The 21,001-nt window shown below is 70.8% G+C and carries 14 protein-coding genes; 5 read left to right on the plus strand and 9 right to left on the minus strand.

All coding sequences use genetic code 11. From position 1 onward, the window contains the following. Positions 1–16: 16 nt before the first annotated feature. Positions 17–3,088, minus strand: coding sequence for an AAA family ATPase (locus tag ABT147_RS07700; RefSeq protein ID WP_351403289.1), 3,072 nt, complete (start codon positions 3,086–3,088; stop codon positions 17–19). A gap of 234 nt (positions 3,089–3,322) precedes the next feature. Between ABT147_RS07700 and ABT147_RS07705 the strand changes: the two genes are divergently transcribed. Both ABT147_RS07705 and ABT147_RS07710 read left to right on the plus strand, forming a co-directional pair. Next, complete coding sequence (locus ABT147_RS07705) at positions 3,323–4,807, plus strand: purine-cytosine permease family protein (RefSeq protein WP_351403291.1); 1,485 nt, start codon at positions 3,323–3,325, stop codon at positions 4,805–4,807. Next, a complete protein-coding gene (locus tag ABT147_RS07710) occupies positions 4,804–5,358 on the plus strand; it encodes a cysteine hydrolase family protein (protein ID WP_351403292.1) in 555 nt (184 codons plus the stop codon). The genes ABT147_RS07705 and ABT147_RS07710 overlap by 4 nt, the downstream gene beginning before the upstream one ends. A 73-nt stretch (positions 5,359–5,431) precedes the next feature. Here ABT147_RS07710 and ABT147_RS07715 read toward each other — a convergent pair whose 3' ends face one another. After that, positions 5,432–6,721, minus strand: a complete 1,290-nt coding sequence (locus ABT147_RS07715) for an alpha-L-fucosidase (RefSeq protein ID WP_351403293.1) — start codon at positions 6,719–6,721, stop codon at positions 5,432–5,434. A 356-nt stretch (positions 6,722–7,077) separates the two neighbouring features. Between ABT147_RS07715 and ABT147_RS07720 the strand changes: the two genes are divergently transcribed. From ABT147_RS07720 to ABT147_RS07730, 3 genes are all read left to right on the plus strand, one after another. After that, on the plus strand, positions 7,078–9,945 hold the full coding sequence (locus ABT147_RS07720; RefSeq protein ID WP_351403339.1) for a carbohydrate binding domain-containing protein: 2,868 nt from the start codon (positions 7,078–7,080) through the stop codon (positions 9,943–9,945). A gap of 96 nt (positions 9,946–10,041) precedes the next feature. Next, positions 10,042–11,283 carry an acyl-CoA dehydrogenase family protein gene (locus ABT147_RS07725; protein ID WP_351403294.1) on the plus strand — a complete coding sequence of 414 codons (1,242 nt, stop codon included), beginning with the start codon at positions 10,042–10,044 and terminating at the stop codon, positions 11,281–11,283. A gap of 160 nt (positions 11,284–11,443) precedes the next feature. Then, positions 11,444–11,866: an SseB family protein gene (locus ABT147_RS07730; RefSeq protein ID WP_351403295.1), complete on the plus strand. Its 423-nt coding sequence runs from the start codon at positions 11,444–11,446 to the stop codon at positions 11,864–11,866. Positions 11,867–11,970: 104 nt separating this feature from the next. Here the strand turns inward: ABT147_RS07730 and ABT147_RS07735 are convergent, their stop codons facing one another. From ABT147_RS07735 to ABT147_RS07765, 7 genes are all read right to left on the minus strand, one after another. Then, positions 11,971–12,372, minus strand: a complete 402-nt coding sequence (locus ABT147_RS07735; protein ID WP_351403296.1) for a MarR family winged helix-turn-helix transcriptional regulator — start codon at positions 12,370–12,372, stop codon at positions 11,971–11,973. Between the two features lie 72 nt (positions 12,373–12,444). Further along, a complete protein-coding gene (locus ABT147_RS07740) occupies positions 12,445–12,798 on the minus strand; it encodes a VOC family protein (protein WP_351403297.1) in 354 nt (117 codons plus the stop codon). Positions 12,799–12,850: 52 nt separating this feature from the next. Continuing rightward, entirely contained in the window at positions 12,851–15,190 is a 2,340-nt protein-coding gene (gene glgB, locus ABT147_RS07745; RefSeq protein WP_351403298.1) for a 1,4-alpha-glucan branching enzyme, read from the minus strand. Between the two features lie 4 nt (positions 15,191–15,194). Beyond that, on the minus strand, positions 15,195–16,583 hold the full coding sequence (locus tag ABT147_RS07750; protein WP_351403299.1) for a maltokinase N-terminal cap-like domain-containing protein: 1,389 nt from the start codon (positions 16,581–16,583) through the stop codon (positions 15,195–15,197). A gap of 29 nt (positions 16,584–16,612) precedes the next feature. Next, complete coding sequence (gene treS, locus ABT147_RS07755) at positions 16,613–18,349, minus strand: maltose alpha-D-glucosyltransferase (RefSeq protein ID WP_351403301.1); 1,737 nt, start codon at positions 18,347–18,349, stop codon at positions 16,613–16,615. Then, positions 18,346–20,370, minus strand: coding sequence for an alpha-1,4-glucan--maltose-1-phosphate maltosyltransferase (locus ABT147_RS07760; protein ID WP_351403302.1), 2,025 nt, complete (start codon positions 20,368–20,370; stop codon positions 18,346–18,348). The genes treS and ABT147_RS07760 overlap by 4 nt, the downstream gene beginning before the upstream one ends. A 59-nt stretch (positions 20,371–20,429) precedes the next feature. Beyond that, complete coding sequence (locus tag ABT147_RS07765; RefSeq protein WP_351403303.1) at positions 20,430–20,768, minus strand: DUF5133 domain-containing protein; 339 nt, start codon at positions 20,766–20,768, stop codon at positions 20,430–20,432. Positions 20,769–21,001 lie beyond the last annotated feature (233 nt).

A 21,001-nucleotide genomic window follows, 5' to 3' on the forward strand; every position in this document is an offset into this window, starting at 1 on the left:
CGCACCGACACCGTGACTACGCCCCGCCGTCCCCGAGTTCGCTACGGACCTGCAACGCGGCCAGCGCGGCGCGCGAGGTGACGCCCGTCTTGCGGTAGATGCGCGAGAGGTGGGTCTCGACGGTGCGCGGGCTGAGGAAGAGCTGTTCGGCGATGGCGGGACTGGTCAGGCCCTTCGCGACGAGCGCGGCGATCTCGCGCTCCCGTGGGGACAGCCCGGCCAGCTCGACGGAGGCCGCTTCCCGCGACCGTACGTCGGTGTCCGCGCCTGGACCCGCGCCAGGGCCCGCACTCATGCCCGGACCAGTGCTCGTGCCCGCCACCCCGCCCGCCGTCCTCGTCGAGGTTGCCGCCGCCGTCGCTGTCACCGAATCGGTGTGGGTCTGGGTCTGGGTCTCCGGCTCGACGAATACGGCCGGGCGGATCATCTCCGCCAGACCGGTGAGCAACCGGGCGTCGCCCTCGGTGGCCAGCCGCAGGGCGCGCTCCCACATGGCGCGGGCCCGGGCCGGGCGGCCCGCCGACGCGGTCAGAGGCGCGCCCATCAGCAGGGTCTGCGCCTCCCACAGCCGCCCCTGGCCCCGGGCGGCCTCCCCGGCGGCCTGCTCGAACAGGTCGGCCGCGGCGGTCGCATCGCCTTCGGCCAGCGGCACATGCGCCAGGCTGCGCAGCGCGGACGCCCGCTGCGCCACGAGATCGAGCCGCTCCGCCTCCTTGCGGGCGCGTTCCGCCCACTGCCGGGCCTCGTCGTGGTCCCCGGTGGCCACGGCCGCGGCGACGAGGACCTCGGTGAACAGGGGCCGCATGCTCGGCTGGAGCCCGGCGAGGTCCTCCCCGCCCGCCCGGAGCACGGCGGCCCGGGCCCGCCCCGGATCACCGGCGTGCAGCGCGGCGTACCCGAGCACACCCCAGGCGATGGACGCCCACCAGCGGGTGCCGGCGCCGGCCCGCGCGACGGCCTCCTCGGCGACGGCCAGCGCCCCGCCGTCGCCCGGCGGGAGCGAGGGGATCAGGGCCTGGGCCTTGGACGCCAGCACGAACGCGAGCAACTCGTCGCTGCCGATGCCCCGGGCGATCGTCTCCGCCCCCTCGGCGAGTTCGACGGCCGACCCCAGCCGCAGCGTCATCACATGGAGGTGGGACAGGCACAGCAGCAGATGCGGCACCACATTGAGCAGACCGCCCCGGCGGGCGATCACGCGGCCGCGCTCGGCGTGCCGTTCGGCGTCCGCGTACCGCTCCAGGAACGCCTCCGCCCAGCTGAGCCGGGCCAGGGGTTCGCACAGACCCGCGAGGTCCTGGTCGGTGAGGGAGTCGATGAGCGCGGCGGCCCGGTCGGCGGCCTCGGCGGCGGCGACCGTGTTGCCCTCGTACGCCTCACCGAGCGCGGTGACGGCGAGCGCCCCCGCCTCCGCGACGTCGTCGCCCAGTGACCGGGCCAGCTCCAGGGTGCGGGCCACGTCGTCGCTCACGTCCGCGTAGGAGCTGGCGTGCGGCGCGGACGAGCCCAGTTCCAGGCCGAGTTCGATGGTCCCGGCGGGGGAGAGGTCGGCGCCCCGGGCCAGTTCGCGACGGAGCAGGGCCACGGCCTCCGCGTACCGGCCGAGATGGCGCTCCATGACCGCGCACAGGGTGACGGCCGAGGTCCGTACGCCGTCGTCGGTGCCCGGCGGCGACAGGCTGATCACCTCGTGCAGCAGGTCCCGGGCCTCCCGCAGCCCGCCGCAGGCGCCGAGCGCCTCGGCCCGCCGCAGCATCAGGTCGCGGCGCAGCCCCTCGTGCACCGGCCGTTCGGGCAGGTGCGTGAGGGCGACGCCGAGCCAGTGGGCGCTGCTCGCGGGCGCCGTCGCGGCGGCCTGCCGCGCGGCCTCGGTGAGGACGGTCACGGCGCCCGGGTCCCAGCCGGTCAGCGACCGCTCGACGTGGTGTGCCCGCTCGCTGAACGGTGCCCCGATCCGGGCCAGTTCGGCGGCGGCGAGATGGTGCATCCGGGTGCGCAGCAGGGGATCGGTGGTGTCGTGGACGAGGGACCGCAGCACCGGATGCCGGAGCGCCCAGCGGCCGTCGGGCCCCGGCCGCGCCAGGTCGCGGGCGGTCAACTCCCGGAAATCCGCATCGAGTTCGCTCGTCGGGCGACTGGTGACGGCCGCCACCAGCTCGGGCGCCGCGTGGTCGCCGAGCACGGCCAGGGCCTGGACGGTCCCGCGCTGGCCGTCGGTGAGCGGTGTCAGCTCGTCCAGCAGCAGCGAACTGAGCCCGGCGGGTCTGCCGGCCTGGAGCAGGGCGAGGAAGTACAGGGGGTTGCCCTCACTGGCCGCGTACAGCTCGGCGGCGAGACCGGCCGGCCGGTCGGGGGCGAGCGTCGCGAGACAGGCGCCGCGGTCCAGGGGGCCGAGTTCGAGACGCAGCACCGTCCCGGCCTCCACGCCCCGGGTCAGGGAGGCCACGAGCCGGGGCGAGGTCTGCCGTTCGCGGCGGGCGACCACGATCACCACGGGGGCGCGGCGCGGCGGATGCCGTACGAGATGGTCGAGCAGTTCCAGGGACGCCGGGTCCGCCCAGTGCACGTCGTCGAGGGCCACCACCAGGCCGTTGCCGGTCCGCGCGATCCGGGCGAGGAAGGCGGCCGCCGCGCGTTGCAGGGCGAAACGGTCCATGGTGGAGACCTCGGTGAACGGGGAGGGGATCCCGGTCTCGGTGTCGAGGTCCGCGAGGGCGTCGGCGAGGGGCTGGTAGGGCAGATGCCGCTCGTACTCGGTCGCCCGGCCGCGCAGCACCGTCATGCCCCGCTCCCGCGCCCGCGCGCAGAACTCCGACACCAGCCGGCTCTTGCCGATCCCCGCCGCGCCGGTGACATCGACGACCGTCGGACCGTCCCCGGACACCGTCGGACCGTCCCCGGACACCGTCGGACCATCCCCGGACACCGTCGGACCGACCCCGGACACCGTCGGGCCGTGGCCAGTCCCCGTCGCCCCGTCGTCGGTCCCCGTCGGCGCCCGGCCGGTCCCCGTCAGCCCGTCGAGTATCCCGTCGAGCCGTGCCAGCTCGCTCTCCCGGCTCACCAGCGGAGCCACGTCCCACGGCAATGCGATTCCCCCCGAAGCCGGCCCCGGGCCGTCCCGGAGCCAATCCGGAGGTTCCTGATCGCGAACCCCCGGCCGATTCTCGAAGATTGTACGTAGACCCCGACATCCCGGAGGCCCGCCCTCCGCATCCGTACGGGTGCCACCTTGACGCCCCTGACCGGCGCACCTAGGTTCCCCTCGACGCGATCCGCATGATCGGACGGACAGGTCCGCGATCAGACAGGCAGGTCGACGATGACGGACTCCCCAACTCCCGATGGCACCTCGGCCCCCGACGGCACCGGCGCCGTCCGGCCGCTCCAGGTGGAGACACACGGCCTGGACGTGATCGGCGACGCCGACCGCAAGGGCACTCCCCGCACCCTCTTCTGGCCCTGGTTCGGCGCCAATGTCTCGGTGCTCGGCATGAGCTACGGCGCGTTCGCGCTCGGCTTCGGCATCTCCTTCTGGCAGGCCCTGGCCGCCGGAGTCGTCGGCATCGTCTTCTCGTTCCTGCTCTGCGGCTTCGTCGCGGTCGCCGGCAAACGCGGCTCGGCCCCGACGATGGTGCTCAGCAGGGCCGCGTACGGGGTGCGCGGCAACCGGCTGCCCGCGGTCGTCTCCTGGCTGCTCACCGTCGGCTGGGAGACCGTGCTGTGCGCGCTCGCCACCATGGCCACCGCCACCGTCTTCGGTCGGCTCGGCACGGGCGGCGGCACCGGGACGAAGGTGATGGCCCTCGTCCTGGTCGCCGCCCTGGTCGTGGTGGTCGGGGTGATGGGCTTCGACCTGATCATGCGGTTCCAGACCGTGATCACCGTGGTCACGGGCGTCCTGACGGTGGTCTACGTCGTCCTGGTCGCCGACCACGTCCACTGGTCCGCCGTCAGCGCCGTACCGGCGGGCTCCGCCCAGGAGTTCATCGGCGCCCTGGTCTTCCTGATGACCGGCTTCGGACTCGGCTGGGTCAACGCGGCGGCCGACTACTCCCGCTATCTGCCGCGCGGCTCCTCCGGCCGGGGCGTCGTCGGCTGGACCACCTTCGGCGCCTCCCTCGCCCCGCTGCTCCTGCTGCTCTTCGGACTGCTCCTCGCGGGCTCCTCCGCCGACCTCGGCGAGGCCATCGCCCTCGACCCGATCGGCGCGCTGACCACGCTCCTGCCCACCTGGTTCCTGGTGCCGTTCGCCGCCGTCGCCGTACTCGGCCTGGTCGGCGGCGCCGTCCTCGACATCTACTCCTCAGGCCTCGCTCTCCTCGCGGCCGGCCTGCGCGTACCGCGCCCCCTGGCCGCGCTCGTGGACGGTGTGCTGATGATCGCGGGCGCCGTCTACATCGTCTTCTTCGCCGACGACTTCCTCGGCCCCTTCATCGGCTTCCTCACCACGCTCGGCGTCCCCATCGCCGCCTGGTGCGGCGTCATGCTGGCCGACCTCCTGCTGCGCCGCCGCGACTACGCCGAGCCCGACCTGTTCCGCCCGCAGGGCCGCTACGGCGACGTCCCGCCCGGCCCCCTCCTCCTCACCCTCGCCGCCACCGCCCTCGGCTGGGGCCTCGTCACCAACTCCGCCGCGGGATGGCTCGACTGGCAGGGCTATCTCCTCGGTCCCTTCGGCCTCGGCGGCAGGAACGGCGACTGGGCCTACGCCAACCTGGGCGTCCTGCTCGCCCTGGCGACCGGTTTCCTCGGCACGCTGCTGCTCGCCCGCGGCCGGGTACGGGCCCAGGAGGCGCGGGGATGACCACCGTGCCCGGCCTGCTCGCCGTCATCGACATGCAGCGCGTGTTCGCCGAACCCGACAGCCCCTGGGCGGCCCCGCGCTTCGACGAGGCCGCGGCGGGCGTACGACGTCTGCTGCCGGCCTTCGCCGGACGGACCGTGTTCACCCGCTTCGTCGCGCCGGAGCACCCCCAGGGGGCCTGGCGGGCGTACTACGACCGCTGGCCCTTCGCGCTGCGGCCACCCGACGCGGCCCTGTGGCGACTGGTAGACGAACTCGCCGACGAGGCAGGGACGGTGGGCCTGGTCGACGCCCCCACCTTCGGCAAGTGGGGCCCGGAGCTGGCCGCCCGGCTGGGCCCGGACGGGCGGCTGGTCCTGGCCGGGGTAAGCACCGACTGCTGTGTGCTGTCCACGGCCCTCGCGGCGGCCGACGCGGGCGTCGAGGTGCTGGTCGCCGCCGACGCCTGCGCGGGCGCCGACGACGAGTCGCACGCCAAGGCCCTGCACGTGCTGGACCTGTACCGGCCGCTCGTCCGGGTGGTGACCGTCGACGAGATCCTCGGGCCGTGACCGTCGACGGGGTCCTCCGGCCGTGACCGTGTTCAAGTAGTTCTCCGGCCGTGACCGTCCAAGTGATCCTCGGTCAGTCGCGTCCCGTACCCCGGTAGAGGTCCAGCTCCCCGTCCAGCTCCAGGACGAGCACGGTCGCGTACGGGTCGAGGTCGGCCTCCGCGGGGGCGTCGATCCAGGTCACGCCGGGCACGGCGTCCAGGCCGCCGATCACCCGGTGGCCCAGCTCGGTGCCCGTACCGAGGACGGTGACCTTCTTGACGGGGTTGCGCAGGCCCCGTACCGCCACGGACTCGCGCGGCACGTCGAAGCACGTCAGATACAGGGTGCGGCGGTCGGCGGAGAGGGTGCTCGGGCCGTAGTGGTGTCCGGCGGGCAGCCCGGCGACCGTGCCGTACACGGCGTCGGAGTGCCGGCCGATCCACGCGCCGAGCCCCTCCAGCCGTTCGACCTGCTCGGCGGTGATCGACCCGTCCGCCCTCGGCCCGACGTCCAGCAGCAGATTGCCGCCCATGCCGATCGTCTCGGCGAAGTAACGCACCAGCTGCCGCACCGACTTGTGATTGTCGTCCTGGTGCTGGAAGCCCCATGAGTCGTTGATGGTCAGACACAACTCCCAGGGCCCGTCGGGTGCTTCGAGCGGTACCCCCTGCTCCGGGGTGGCGTAGTCGCCGTGGCTGAGCATACGGGCGTTGAGAATGGTGTCCGGGTTCTCCGCGAGGATCAGCTCGGCCAACTCCCGTATCCGCCACTGCTGTTCGGTGCGCTCCCACTCGCCGTCGAACCACAGCAGGTCGGGGCGGAACCGCTCGACCAGCTCGCTCACCTGGCCGTCCCGGTAGGCGAGGTAGCGGTCCCAGGCCGCCGGGTCCTCCTCGCCGGGTGCGGCATGGGAGTAGCGGTTGGCGTCGTTGCCGCCCGGGTGGGTGTCCGTCCACTGGTCGATCTCGGGGTGGCGGACGCTCGCGTAGTCCGGGTGGTTCCAGTCGGAGTGCGAGTAGTAGAGGCCGACCTTGAGGCCCCGCTCGCGCAGCGCGTCGACGTATCCCGCGATCAGGTCCCGGCCCGCCGGGGTGCGCCGGACGACGCTCAGCTCGCCGTGGGCGGTGTCCCACAGGGCGACGCCGTCATGGTGGCGGGCGGTGAGCACCGCGTACTTCGCGCCGACCCGGGCGAACAACTCGGCCCAGGCGTCGGGGTCGTACGCGGAGGCGGTGAACCCGTCCAGCTGTTTCATGTACTGCTCGTGCGTCACCTCGCCCCAGTAGAACGACCAGGACTCCGGCACCCCGTCCACGGCGTAGATGCCGTAGTGGATGAAGATGCCCAGTTTGGCGGCGGGAAACCAGGGTTGCATGGTCATACGGCCACGCTAGGCGGACGGTCCCGCCGGGCGCGTGGGCGCGGGTCACCACTACTGGTCCGTTTTCACCCCGAGGCGCTTCGGCGATACGCGCCCGCGCCGCGCGATCTCTTTACGCGGCTGTCATGTCCCTGTAGCTTCCGCGCTGCAAGGGCTTTCAGGAACTTGCCGGTTCCTCTTGCAGATCCGCCTCGCGCACCACCCGTCGGATCGACTCCCCATGTAACGGCCCGCATTGGAGTTCGCGCATGAGACGTCCACCCCCTGACCGGCCACGCCGCCCCGTCCTGACCTTCATCGTGGCGGCCGGCCTGCTCGGAGCGCTCGCGGCGGTCCCCGAGGCGGGCCCCCTCCCCATGGAACCGGCCGCCGCCGAGGCGAACACGGCGACCGTCTTCTACTACACGAAGACCAAGAACTGGTCCTCCACCTACCTCCACTACGCCCCCGACGGCGGCTCCTGGACGACCGTGCCCGGCACCCGGATGGAGACCGCCTGCACGGACTGGGTGAAGAAGACCGTCGACCTGGGCGCGGCCACCGGCCTGGCCGCCACCTTCAACAACGGCAGCGGCACCTGGGACAACAACGGCGGCAACAACTACGCGCTCGGCACGGGCACCATCACGGTCAAGGACGGCGTGATCGCCCACAGCGACCCCTGCGCCGGCACCGGCCCCGTCGAGGGCGACAAGGCGACCGTCTACTACTCGACCGCGACGACCGGCTGGACCACGACCAACATCCACTACGCGCCCACCGGCGGCTCCTGGACGACCGCGCCCGGCGTGGGCATGGAATCGGCCTGCGCCGGCTGGTGGAAGAAGACCCTCGACCTCGGCACGGCCACCTCCCTCAAGGCGGCCTTCAACAACGGCAACGGCGTCTGGGACAACAACAACAGCGCCGACTACGCGATCCCGGCCGGTACGACGACGGTGAAGGACCGCACGGTCACCAAGGACGCCAAGGACCCGTGCGCGGCCGAGGCCCCCGACACCCGGGCGCCGACCGTCCCGGCCAAGGTCACCGCGAGCGCCACCCACACCTCGATCGTGCTGAGCTGGGACGCCTCGACCGACGACAAGGGCGTCACCAAGTACCAGGTAACCCGCACCGGCGGCACCAAGGGCACGACCGTCACCGACATCGGCTCGACCGTCCTCTCCGACACAGGACTCGAGGAGAAGACGACCTACACGTACACGGTGAAGGCGGTGGACGCGGCCGGCAACACCTCGGCCGCCTCCGCCGAAGCCAAGGCGACCACTGGTGAGAAGGCCCCCGAACCCGCCTCCGGCACCCCCCTCGGCACCGACCCCCGCAAGGACCCCATCTACTTCGTCCTCACCGCCCGCTTCCACGACGGCGACAGCTCCAACAACCGGGGCGGCGGCCAGCACACCAAGTCGGGCAACGCGGCCAACAACGACCCCATGTTCCGGGGCGACTTCAAGGGCCTGGTCAACCGGCTCGACTACATCAAGGCGCTCGGCTTCTCCGCGGTCTGGATCACCCCGGTGGTCCTCAATCGCTCCGACTACGACTACCACGGCTATCACGGCTACGACTTCTACAAGGTGGATCCGCGCCTGGAGTCGACCGGGGCCTCGTACCAGGACCTGATCAACGCGGCCCACGCCAAGGGCATGAAGATCTACCAGGACGTCGTCTACAACCACAGCTCCCGCTGGGGCGCCAAGAACCTGTCCACGCCGAAGGTCTACGGCGTCCGGGACTCCCAGTGGAGCTGGTACTACGACGAGAAGAACGAGGGCTTCGAGTACGACGGCCTGACCGTCGAGCCCAAGTCCGGGAAGTCGTACTACAACGGCGACCTGTGGTCCACGGCCGAGCCGACCGGCAACACCTGCGTCAACTGGGGCAAGCCCACCGGCGGCAAGAGCGCCGAGGGCTACACCCTCTACAACTGCCAGTGGCCGAGCCCCACTTCGGGCATGTTCCCCAAGGCGTACTACCACCAGTGCTGGATCGGGAACTGGGAGGGCGAGGACGCCCGCTCCTGCTGGCTGCACGAGGACCTCGCCGACTTCGACACCGAGAACACGGCCGTGCAGAACTACCTCATCGGCGCCTACGACAAGTACATCGACATGGGCGTCGACGGCTTCCGCGTGGACACGGCCGTCCACATCCCGCGCGTCACCTGGAACCGCCGCTTCCTGCCCGCTATCCAGGAACGGGTCACCCAGAAGTTCGGCGCCGAGGCCGCCAAGAACTTCTTCGTCTTCGGCGAGGTCGCGGCCTTCGTCAACGACAAGTGGAACCGGGGCTCGGTCAACCACTCGGCGCAGTTCTACACCTGGAAGGAACGCAAGGAGTACAGCGCCGACGACGAGAAGGCCGCCCTGGAGCAGTTCGACTACGAGAACGGCCAGGGCACCGGCAACCAGCCGACCTCCACCAACGCCTTCCTGAACGGCAACAGCTACCACACGCCGGACCACAGCCGGTTCTCCGGCATGCACATCATCGACATGCGCATGCACATGAACTTCGGTGACGCGCAGAACGCCTACGGCAACGGCAAGGACTCCGACGACAGCGTCAACGACGCCACGTACAACGTCGTCTACGTCGACAGCCACGACTACGGCCCCAACAAGTCCAGCAACCGCTACGGCGAGGGCACCGACGCCTGGGCCGAGAACATGTCCCTGATGTGGACCTTCCGCGGCATCCCCACGCTCTACTACGGCTCGGAGATCGAGTTCCAGAAGGGCCAGAAGATCGACTGCGGGCCGACCTGCGCGCTGGCCACCACCGGACGCGCGTACTACGGCGACCATCTCGCCGGATCGGTGACGGCGTCCGACTTCGGCAAGGCCGACTCGGCGAGCGGACAGGTCGCCACGACGCTCTCCCAGCCGCTGGTCAAGCACCTCCAGCGCCTCAACCAGATCCGCCGCGCGGTCCCCGCCCTCCAGACGGGCCAGTACTCCACCGAGGGCATCAGCGGCCAGATGGCCTTCAAACGCCGCTACACCAGCGGCTCGACCGACAGCTTCGCCCTCGTCACCGTCACCGGCGGCGCCACCTACGACGGCATCCCCGACGGCACCTACCGGGACGCCGTCACCGGCGACGTGAAGACCGTCTCCAACGGCACGCTCAGCGTCGGGGCACCCGGCAAGGGCAATCTGCGGGTGTACGTCCTCAACGGCCCCGGCAAGATCGGCGGTGACGGTCCGTACCTGAAGTGAGCGCTACTTGGCGCTATCCGATGGGTACACCGAGGCCCCGCCGGGAGTTGAATCACCTGTGTCGCACACCGACGTCCCCCCACGTCTGGAGACACAGTGATCGCCGTTCCCGAACCGGACCTCACCGAACGTGAACTCGTGGAGCGGGCCGTGGCACTACGGCCCGCTCTGCTCGAACGGCAGGCGGAAACCGAGGAGTTGACCCGCTACCCCGAGGAGACCCACCAGGACTTCCTGCGCGCCGGCTTCTACCGGACGCTCCAGCCCCGCCGCTACGGCGGCTACGAGTTCGGCCTCCCCACCTTCTACCGCGTCGTCACCGAGATCGCCCGCGGCTGCCCCTCCACCGGCTGGGCCCTCTGCCTGACCGCCGCCCACGTCCTCCAGGTCGCCGGCGTCTTCGAGAAGAAGGCCCAGGACGAGATCTTCGGCACCGACGGCGACTTCCGGGCCGCCTCCACCGTCGCCCCGGTCGGCCTCGCCCGCCCCGACGGCGACGGCCACATCCTCCTCGACGGTGTGTGGCCGTACTCCTCCGGCGCCCCCTACTCCACGCACTACATCGGCCAGACCCTGCGCGCCCCCGAGAAGCCCGACGACCCGCCGGGTCCGTTCGTGCTGTTCATCGCCCCGCGCTCGCAGTTCACCGTCGTCGAGGACTGGCACGGCGTGCTCGGCCTGCGCGGCTCCGGCTCCAACAGCGTCCGCATCGACAACGGCCGCGTCCCCACCCACTTCACCCGCGAGACGAGCCTCCTCGACCTGCCCGTGGAGGGCGGCACCCCCGGCTCGAAACTCCACGACAACCCGATGTACGCCCACCGCGCGCCCAGCTTCTACCACGGCGAGCTGGCCGCCATCATCATCGGCACCGCGTACGCCGCAGCCGACGAATACGCCCGCATCCTCACCGAACGCCCGCAGCTCCTGGACCCCACCCGCACCCGCGCCGAACTCCACGACTACCAACGCCACCTCGGCGAGGCACTCGGCGCGATCCACACCGCCGAGGCCGCGCTCCAGCACAACGCCCACGCCTGGATGGAGGCCTGCCGCCGCAACATCACGGGCGAGGAAGCCTTCACCACCGCCGTCGACAACCGCCTCGCGCTCGTCTTCCAGCACGCCGGACGGATGGCGTACGACGTCCTCCAGGGCACCCTCTTCCGCACCGCAGGCTCCCGGCACGCCCGCGACGGCGAACGGATGCAGCGGTACTTCCGGGACGCGGCCACGTACTGGACCCACGTCGGAGCGAGCATGGCCGAACCCCTGGCCAGGCGCGTCGGCTGCGACCGCCTGGGCCTGCCCTCGGACGGCATCCCCCTCATCCCCTGACCCGCCGGCCCCCGCCCGCGCGATCACTCCCGCCCCGCACACCTCGCACGCATCGGTCGCGCACAGGAATGCCCGCGTCCGTGTCGGGTACGCGAGGGGCGACGCGCCCGGGACGGACGCCGTCCTGGGCGGCTTTTTCCATCACTACCTGGGATCTTTCATGGACATATCCTCCAACGGCCACCACGCGACCCAGGCCACCACACCGGCCCAGCGCGCGCTGACCGTGCTCGCCTTCGACACCCATGACACGGCCGCGCTGCACACGCTCGCCGACAGTGAGGTGCTGATTCCCGTGCCGGACGACGCCGACGAGGCGGCCGTGAGCGACCCGACGGCCGTGGCGCTGCCCGTCCTGGAGCAGCCCGGCGGCGAACAGATCGTGCCGGTCTTCACCTCGGAACCCGCGATGGCCGAGCTCCTGCCCTATGTGTCGCGCTACCGCCTGGTCCCGCTGGGCGCCCTCGCCTCCCAGTGGCCGACCGACGCCGATCTGTCCCTCACCATCGACGCCGGCTCCCCGCACGGCCTCACCCTCGACGCCCATGACGTGGGCACCCTCCTGGGAGGACAGGGCATCTGACCCCCGCCCCGGCGCGGTGCGGACCCGGCCACGACGGCGTTCGCCTTCGGGGGCGTACGGGATCTGCCGCGCTGAGGGGGAGGTGAGGCGGAGGCGCCGGTGGGTCAGCCCTGCCGCAGCATGCGGGACAGGACGTCGCGCTGCAGTGGCAGGACCTCCGCGTGCAGGTCGCGGCCCTTGTCCGTCAGGGTGACCCATACGCCGCGCCGGTCCTCCGCGCAGACGGACCGCTCCACCAGGCCGTCCTTCTCCAGGCGGCCGATCAGCCGGGACAGAGCGCTCTGGCTGAGGTGGACCTTCTCCGCGATGTTCTGCACCCGGCACAGGTCCCCGGCGGCCGTGGCCGCCGCCATGCCCGACGCGAGGATGTCGAGCACCTCGAAGTCGCTGGCGCCGAGGCCGTGCGGATGCAGTACGCGGTCGATCTCGCACATCGTGCGGGCGTGCACGGACAGGATGTCCCGCCATTGGTCCTCGAGCCGGACACCGGCCGTGTTCGCTGCCATATGTGCACGGTAACAGAGGGCGAGGTGTTCGTTGTCTGTGCAACTAGTGCAGACGCATCCACCGGCCTCGCGCTACTCGGCCGCGGTGTCCTCCATGAGCCCGATCAGGTTTCCGTCCGCGTCCTTCACCGAGGCGATCAGCCTGCCGCCGCCCACGTCGTGAACGTCCTCCAGGGTCTCCGCGCCCGTGCCGAGCAGGGCCGTGAGCGTCGACCGGATGTCGGCGACGTGCCAGTACGGGACCGGGCCCGTCATCCCCTTCGCGTGGCCGTTCGGGTCCAGGGCCACGTCCTGGCCGGCGTCCTTGAAACCGACGTAGTACGGGGTGTCCGCGTACGGTTCCACCTCCAGCAGCGCGCTGAACAGGGCCTTCGCCCCGGCCAGGTCCTTGACGGGGTAGACGATGGTCTTCAGTCCGGCGGTCATGACGTGCTCCTCGGTGGGTTGAGATTCCGGTCGCTGGGATCTGCGGTCCACGCTAGGACGGGGAGGGGCGCCGAGGCTTCTCCGATCCTGACCACTCGCCCGCGCCCCGCGTTTCCTCGCCCCGCTGTGCCGGGCGGAGCCAGAGCGTGGAGAGCGGGGGCAACGTCACGCGGACACTGCCCGCCCGCCCGTGCCAGGCATGTGGCTCACGTTCGACGGGGTGGGCGTTGACGACGCCGCTCCCTCCGTACACCACGGCATCGGTGTTCAGCACCTCACGCCACACCGGGACATCGTCAGGCACCCCCAGCCGATAGCCCTCACGCACCACAGGACTGAAGTTGGACACGGCCAGCAACGGCACACCACCCGCATCGAGCCGCAGGAACGCGAACACATTGTCCTCGGCCGCGTCCGCGCTCACCCACTGGAACCCACCGGGATCGGTGTCCCGCTGCCAGAGCGCGGGCGTGTCCCGGTACACCGTATTGAGGTCACGGACGAGATCCCGCACACCGCGATGGTCGGCCTCGGCGCCGTACCCCGGATCGAGCAGCCACCAGTCGGGACCGTCCGGCTCCGACCACTCGCCGCCCTGCGCGAACTCCTGCCCCATGAAGAGCAGTTGCTTGCCGGGATGGGCCCACATGAAGCCCAGATACGCGCGGTGATTCGCCCGCCGCTGCCACCAGTCACCCGGCATCTTCGACACCAGCGCCCGCTTCCCGTGCACGACCTCGTCGTGCGAGATGGGCAGGACGTAGTTCTCGCTGTACGCGTACACCATCGAGAACGACATCTCGTTGTGGTGGTACTTGCGATGCACGGGCTCGTGCTCGATATAGCCCAGCGAGTCGTGCATCCACCCCATGTTCCACTTCAGCCCGAAGCCCAGCCCGCCGCTGTCGGTCGGCCGGGTGACGCCGTCCCAGGCCGTGGACTCCTCCGCGATGGTCACCACACCGGGCGCCCGCCGGTACACGGTCGCGTTCATCTCCTGCAGAAAGGCGACCGCGTCCAGATCCTCACGCCCGCCGAACACATTGGGCGACCACTGACCGGAGTCACGCGAGTAGTCGAGGTACAGCATCGAGGCGACGGCATCCACCCGCAGCCCGTCGACATGGAACTCCTCGCACCAGTAGACGGCGTTCGCCACCAGGAAGTTGCGGACCTCTACGCGCCCGAAGTCGAACTCGTACGTCCCCCAGTCCGGATGCTCGGCCCGCCGGCTGTCCCCGGGCTCGTACAGCGGCTCCCCGTCGAAGCGGCCGAGCGCCCAGTCGTCCTTGGGGAAGTGGGCGGGCACCCAGTCCACGATCACGCCGATGTCGGTCCGGTGCAGCGCGTCGACGAGGTACTTGAAGTCGTCGGGGGTGCCGAGGCGGGCGGTCGGGGCGTAGAAGCCGGTGACCTGGTAGCCCCAGGACCCGCTGAACGGATGCTGGGCGACCGGCATCAGCTCGACGTGGGTGAAGCCGAGATCGCGGACGTACTCCGGCAGCACATCGGCGAGTTGACGGTACGTCAGTCCTGGTCGCCAGGACGGCAGATGGACCTCGTAGACGGAGAACGGCGCCTCGTGCACAGGCGTGTCCCCGCGCCCGGCCATCCACTCCGCGTCGCCCCACTCGTAGCGCGAGGCGGTGACGATGGACGCCGTCGCGGGCGGGACCTCCGCCTGGCGGGCCATCGGGTCGGCCTTGAGGAGCCGGTGGCCGTGGCGCGAGGTGATCTCGAACTTGTAGTGGGCGCCCACGCCCACCCCCGGCAGGAACAGCTCCCAGACCCCGGACGCACCGAGGGACCTCATCGGGAACGCCGTCCCGTTCCAGCAGGCGAAGTCCCCGACGACCCGCACCCCTTGGGCATTCGGCGCCCACACGGTGAACCGGGTGCCGGGCACCCCCTGATGGGTCATCGGCTCGGCCCCGAGCGCCTTCCACAACTGCTCGTGCCGCCCCTCACGGATCAGATGCAGATCCAGCTCGCCCAGCGCGGGCAGGAAACGGTACGGGTCATGGACCTCGTGGTCGGTGTCCTCGTACGAGACGAGCAGCGTGTACTCCGGGACATCGACGGTGGCGGTGGTGGTGTCGGTGTCGGTGTCGAGCGGGAGCAGGACGGAGAAGAGGCCGTCACCCTCCGAGGCGAGATAGGTGCGTTCGCCGTCGATCACGACGCTCACGGCATGGGCGTACGGTCGCAGGGCCCGTACCGCGATCCCGCCCGTCACCGGGTGGGCGCCGAGCAGGGCGTGCGGGTCGTGATGGGCGCCGGACAGCAGCCGCGCACGGTCGTCGGGGGCCAGGGGAGGGGCCGGCACGGTCAGCCGGGGCCTGCGCGGCGGCGGGCCCGCCGCCTCGGGGGGAGTGGTGTCGCGCAGGGCCACGGTGTCAGTCTCCTCTCACGGCGAGACGCTCGATCGCCGCCATCGGTACGGGAAGCCAGTCGGGGCGGTGCCGGGCCTCGTACAGCACCTCGTACACGGCCCGGTCGGTCTCATAGGCACGCAGCAGACCGTGCTTCTTGCGCGGATCCCAGCCGGCGTGCGCCGCGTAACCCGCGCAGTAGGCCTCCCGGCAGCGGCGTGCCCACTCCGGGCGCCAGGGGCGGCGCTGCCGGGCGGCGTAGTCGAAGGAGCGCAGCATCCCGGCGATGTCCCGCACCGGCGACTGGGTGCCGCACCGCTCGGCGAGTGGACGGGACGGCTCGCCCTCGAAGTCGATCACGAACCACTCCCGGCCCGCCCGCAGCACCTGCCCCAGATGCAGATCGCCGTGGACGCGCTGCGCGGCCGGCCCGACATCGCAGGACAGCAGGGCGTGGAAGGCGGTGCGCAGCCCGGGCACGAACGGCCGCAGCGCCGGTACACAGCGCGCGGCGGCGTCCAGCCGCTCGGTCATCGCGGCGGCCGTCCGCCCGTTCTCGTCGTGGGCCCCGGAGGGGAAGGCCGAGGCCAGCGCCATATGGACCTCCGCCGTGGCCCGGCCCAGCTCACGGGCCTGCGCCGTGAAGTCCTGCCCGGCGGCGAGCGCGCCGAGCGCCAGTGTCCAGCCGTCGGAGGCGTCGGGCAGGAACGGCTGCAGCACACCGAGCGTCGCCGCGAACGGATCGGTCGTCCGGAACCAGGCCACCGGCGCCGGCACCCGGCCGCACCCCTGCCCGGCCAGCGCGCCCGGCACCTCCAGATCCGGGTTCACCCCCGGCTGGATACGCCGGAAGACCTTCAGGATGAACGCGTCCCCGTACACCAGCGAGGAGTTGGACTGCTCGGCGTCCAGCAGCCGGGGAGCCAGCCCGGCCGGTACCCGTACGTCCGGGTCCGCCTCGAAACACAGCGGGCCCGCCGTACCGGGATGCCGCAGCCGCTCGAGGAGCAGCTGCGCCGAGCGGGGGTCGTACAGCGCGTCGTACACGGTCAGCCCCGCGAGCGGACCCTCGTGCGCCTGCCCGATGAGCGCCCGGCTGAGGCGTGGCACCACCTGCTCGCGCACACCGAGCAGCAGCTGGTAGCAGTCACCGTCCGGGGTGGCGCCACCGGGCGCGGGCACTCCGCCGTGGCCGGTGTGGCTCGGCTGACCGGTGTGCACGAGCAGATGCAGACAGCCCGGATACAGCTCGGTCATCGACAGGAGGGCGAGGTCCGTGACCGGCCGGTCCTTGCCGGCGAACCAGCGCTGCCTCGGCAGCCACTCGCGCAGCAGCCCGGCCAGCGAGGTCATGAGGTCGGCGGCGACCCCGTCGCAGCTCGGCCGGAGCAATGCGGTTGCGGTCTTCGGCATGGTGACGCGTCCTTTCGCCGGCCCGCGCTTCAACGCCCTCGGGCAGCGCGGGAGAGGACTCGGGAGAGCCGGAACCAGTAGAAGCCGTGGCCCGCGAGGGTGAGCAGATAGGGCAGTTCACCTACGGCGGGGAAACGGACACCGCCGATGAGCTCCACGGGGTGGAGTCCGTCGTAGGCGCGCAGATCCAGTTCGGTGGGCTGCGGGAAGCGCGAGAAGTTGTTCACACACAGCACCAGGTCGTCCCCGTCTTCTTCGATCGAAGGGGCTTCCCGGAGATACGCCAGCACGGCCGGGTTGGACGACGGCAACTCGGTGTAGGTGCCGAGACCGAACGCCGGGTTCTGCTTGCGGATCTCGATCATGCGGCGGGTCCAGTGCAGCAGCGAGGAGGGGGAGGACATCGACGCCTCGACGTTCGTCACCTGGTAGCCGTAGACCGGGTCCATGATCGTCGGGAGGGAGAGTCGTCCCGGGTCGCAGGTCGAGAAGCCGGCGTTGCGGTCGGGGGTCCATTGCATGGGGGTGCGGACGGCGTCGCGGTCGCCGAGCCAGATGTTGTCGCCCATGCCGATCTCGTCGCCGTAGTAGAGGATCGGCGAGCCGGGCAGGGAGAGCAGGAGTGCGGTGAACAGTTCGATCTGGTTGCGGTCGTTGTCCAGGAGGGGCGCCAGCCGACGCCTGATTCCGATGTTGGCGCGCATACGCGGGTCTTTGGCGTACTCCGCGTACATGTAGTCGCGCTCTTCGTCGGTGACCATCTCCAGCGTCAATTCATCATGATTGCGCAGGAAGATGCCCCATTGGCAACTGGAGGGGATGGCCGGGGTCTTGGCGAGGATTTCCGAGACCGGGTAGCGGGATTCCCTTCGGACCGCCATGAAGATCCTCGGCATCACCGGGAAGTGGAACGCCATATGGCATTCGTCGCCGCCGCTGGAGAAATCACCGAAGTAGTCGACCACGTCCTCCGGCCACTGGTTCGCCTCCGCGAGGATGACCGTGTCCGGGTACAGCGTGTCGATCTCCCGGCGGACATGCTTGAGGAACGCGTGGGTGGCCGGGAGGTTCTCGCAGTTGGTGCCTTCCTCCTGGTAGAGGTAGGGGACGGCGTCCAGCCGGAACCCGTCGATGCCGAGGTCCAGCCAGAACCGCAGGGCGGCCAGCATTTCCTCCCGGACGGCGGGGTTCTCGTAGTTGAGATCGGGCTGGTGGGAGAAGAAGCGGTGCCAGAAGTACTGCTTGCGGACGGGGTCGAAGGTCCAGTTGGAGGCTTCGGTGTCGACGAAGATGATGCGGGCGTCCTGGAACTGTTTGTCGTCGTCGGCCCAGACGTAGTAGTCGCCGTAGGGGCCGTCGGGGTCTTTCCTGGACTCCTGGAACCACGGGTGCTGGTCGCTGGTGTGGTTCATGACGAAGTCGATGATGACGCGCATGCCGCGTTGGTGGGCGGCGTCGACGAATTCCACGAAGTCGGCGAGGTCGCCGAATTCGGGGAGGACGGCGGTGTAGTCGGAGACGTCGTAGCCGCCGTCGCGGAGGGGGGATTTGAAGAAGGGCGGGAGCCAGATGCAGTCGATGCCGAGCCACTGCAGATAGTCGAGTTTGGCGGTCAGGCCCTTGAGGTCGCCGATGCCGTCGCCGTCGCTGTCCTGGAACGAGCGGACCAGGACCTCATAGAAGACGGCGCGTTTGAACCAGTCCGGATCCCGGTCCCGCTGCGGAGTGTCCTCGAAGGTGTCCGGGATGGGTTTGTTCATGGTCATGGCGTACCTGACACTCCGATCTGCGACGAGGAGGTCGTGCTCTCGGCCTGGAGCCGGACATGCTGGACATGGAGGATGTGCGCGGGTGCCCGCCCGGGTTCCAGGCGCACGTAGTTCGTCCTTCCCCAGCGGTAGGTCTCCCCCGTCAGCTCGTCGCGTACCGGCACGTTCTCGTCGCTCCCCAGGCCGAGTTCCGCCATGTCGAGCGTGACCGTGGCCTCCTGGGCGCGATGGGGATCGAGGTTGACGACCACCACGACCGCGTCCGGGCCCGCGCGCTTGCTGTACGCGATCACCGCGTCGTTGTCGGTGTGATGGAAGCGCAGGTTCCGGAGCCCGTGCAGTGCGGGGTGGCGCCGTCTGATGTCGTTGAGCGCGGTGATGAGGGGCGCGATCGTGCGGCCCTCCTGTGCCGCCGCGTCCCAGTCGCGGGGGCGGAGTTGGTACTTCTCGGAGTCGAGGTACTCCTCGCTGCCCGGCTTGAGGGGGGTGTTCTCGCACAGTTCGTAGCCGGAGTAGACGCCCCAGGTGGGGGAGAGGGTGGCGGCGAGGACGGCGCGGAGTTCGAAGGCGGGGCGGCCGCCCTGCTGGAGGAAGGCGTGGAGGATGTCGGGGGTGTTGACGAAGAAGTTGGGCCGCATGTAGGCGGCGGCTTCGCCGGCGAGTTCGGTGGCGTACTCCGTCAGCTCCTGTTTGGTGTTGCGCCAGGTGAAGTAGGTGTAGGACTGCTGGAAGCCGGTGGCGGCCAGGGTGTGCATCATCGCGGGGCGGGTGAAGGCCTCGGCGAGGAAGATGACGTCGGGGTCGGTGGCGTTGATGTCGGCGATGACCTGTTCCCAGAACACCACCGGTTTGGTGTGGGGGTTGTCGACGCGGAAGATCCGGACCCCGTGGTCCATCCAGTGCCGCAGGACGCGTGTCGTTTCGGCGATGAGGCCGGGCAGGTCGGCGTCGAAGGCGATGGGGTAGATGTCCTGGTACTTCTTCGGCGGGTTCTCCGCGTACGCGATCGTCCCGTCGGGGCGGTGGTGGAACCACTCGGGATGCTTCTGCACCCACGGGTGGTCCGGGGAGCACTGCAGCGCGAAGTCCAGGGCGACTTCCAGGCCCAGCGCGCGGGCCTCGGCCACGAAGAAGTCGAAGTCGTCGATCGTGCCCAGGTCGGGGTGGACGGCGTCGTGGCCGCCCTCCGGGGAGCCGATCGCCCACGGCACGCCGACGTCGTCGGGGGTGGGGGAGAGGGTGTTGTTGCGGCCCTTGCGGAAGGTGGTCCCGATCGGGTGGATCGGGGGCAGGTAGATGACGTCGAAGCCCATCGCGGCGATGGCGGGCAGGCGGCGGGCGGCGGTACGGAACGTGCCGTGGGGCTGCTCGGGGGTGCCCTCGGAACGCGGGAAGAACTCGTACCAGGAGCCGTACAGGGCCCGCTCCCGCTCCACGAGGAGGGGCAGTGGTTCGCTGGAGGTGACCAGTTCGCGCAGGGGGTGGCGGGTGAGGACCTCGTCGACCTCCGGCGCCAACGCCGCCGCCAGTCGGTCGGCGACCGGAAGGGTGTCGTCGCGCAGGCGCCCGGCGGCCGTCAGCAGGACCGTGTGCCCGCCTCCCTCCGGCACGCCGGCGGCGGCGCGCGCGTACAGCTCCGCGCCCTCCTCCAGGACGAGTCCGGGGTCGATACCGGCCGGGATCTTGATGCGGGCGGTGTGGCGCCAGGTGGCGATCGGGTCGCTCCAGGCCTCGACGCGGTAGGTCCAGCGGCCCACGGCGGTGGGGGTGACACAGGCGCCCCAGCGGTCGGTGCCGGGGGCGAGTTCACGCATCGGGGTCCACGGGGCGGGGCGGCCCTCCGGGTCCTTGAGCACGACATTGGCGGCCACCACGCCGTGGCCCTCCCGGAAGAGCGTCGCGGTGACCTCGAAGGTCTCGCCGACGACCGCCTTCGCGGGACGTCTGCCGCACTCGACAAGGGGGCGGACGTCCCTGACGGGGACGCGGCCGATGGCCGGGGCCGGGATCGGGCTCATGGGGTCTCACCTCCGCCGTGCTCGGGGATCGGCGCTGGGCCGAACGGGTACTGGGGGGTCTACCGCCCGGCCGTGAAACGCCGTCCGGACGGCGGACCACGTCGGACGGAACGGGCCTTGCCGGTCTGCTCCTTGCGGGCGGCCTTGCCGGTCTGTTCCTGCTGGGGACGGCCCGTCTGCTCCTGGAGATAGGCGGGCAGGCTCGTCCGGAGGTAGCGCTCGGCGGCCGTGACCGCCTCGCGGGCGCAGCGCTTGCCCATCAGCACGCACAGCGTGTAGCCCGAGTCCTCGAAGTTGGCCCGGGCCGCGCGGTCGGTCGGGGACGCGAGCATCGCGCGTTCCCAGGTGCGGTAGCGCCGCAGATGTCTGGCCACCTCGTTCTTGGCGGGCAGCAGCATGTGCTGGTCCCTCCCGGCACTCTCGGCGGAGCACGCTTCCCGGGGGAGGTCGTGCACGGAGGGGCATCGACGCCTCAGGGAGCCGATGCCTTCACTCATGGTGCACAGGGAACCACCGGGCGTCTTGTTGGTTCTTCAACCACCCCAGGAGTCGCTCGTGTTGCACGAATGGCGTAGCCCACCCACTCTGGAGCTGACTCAGAAGTGATCGGTGCTCACGCTTCGTGCTCGCG

Source organism: Streptomyces sp. NPDC001868, assembly GCF_040297125.1.
Classification (GTDB): Bacteria; Actinomycetota; Actinomycetes; order Streptomycetales; family Streptomycetaceae; genus Streptomyces.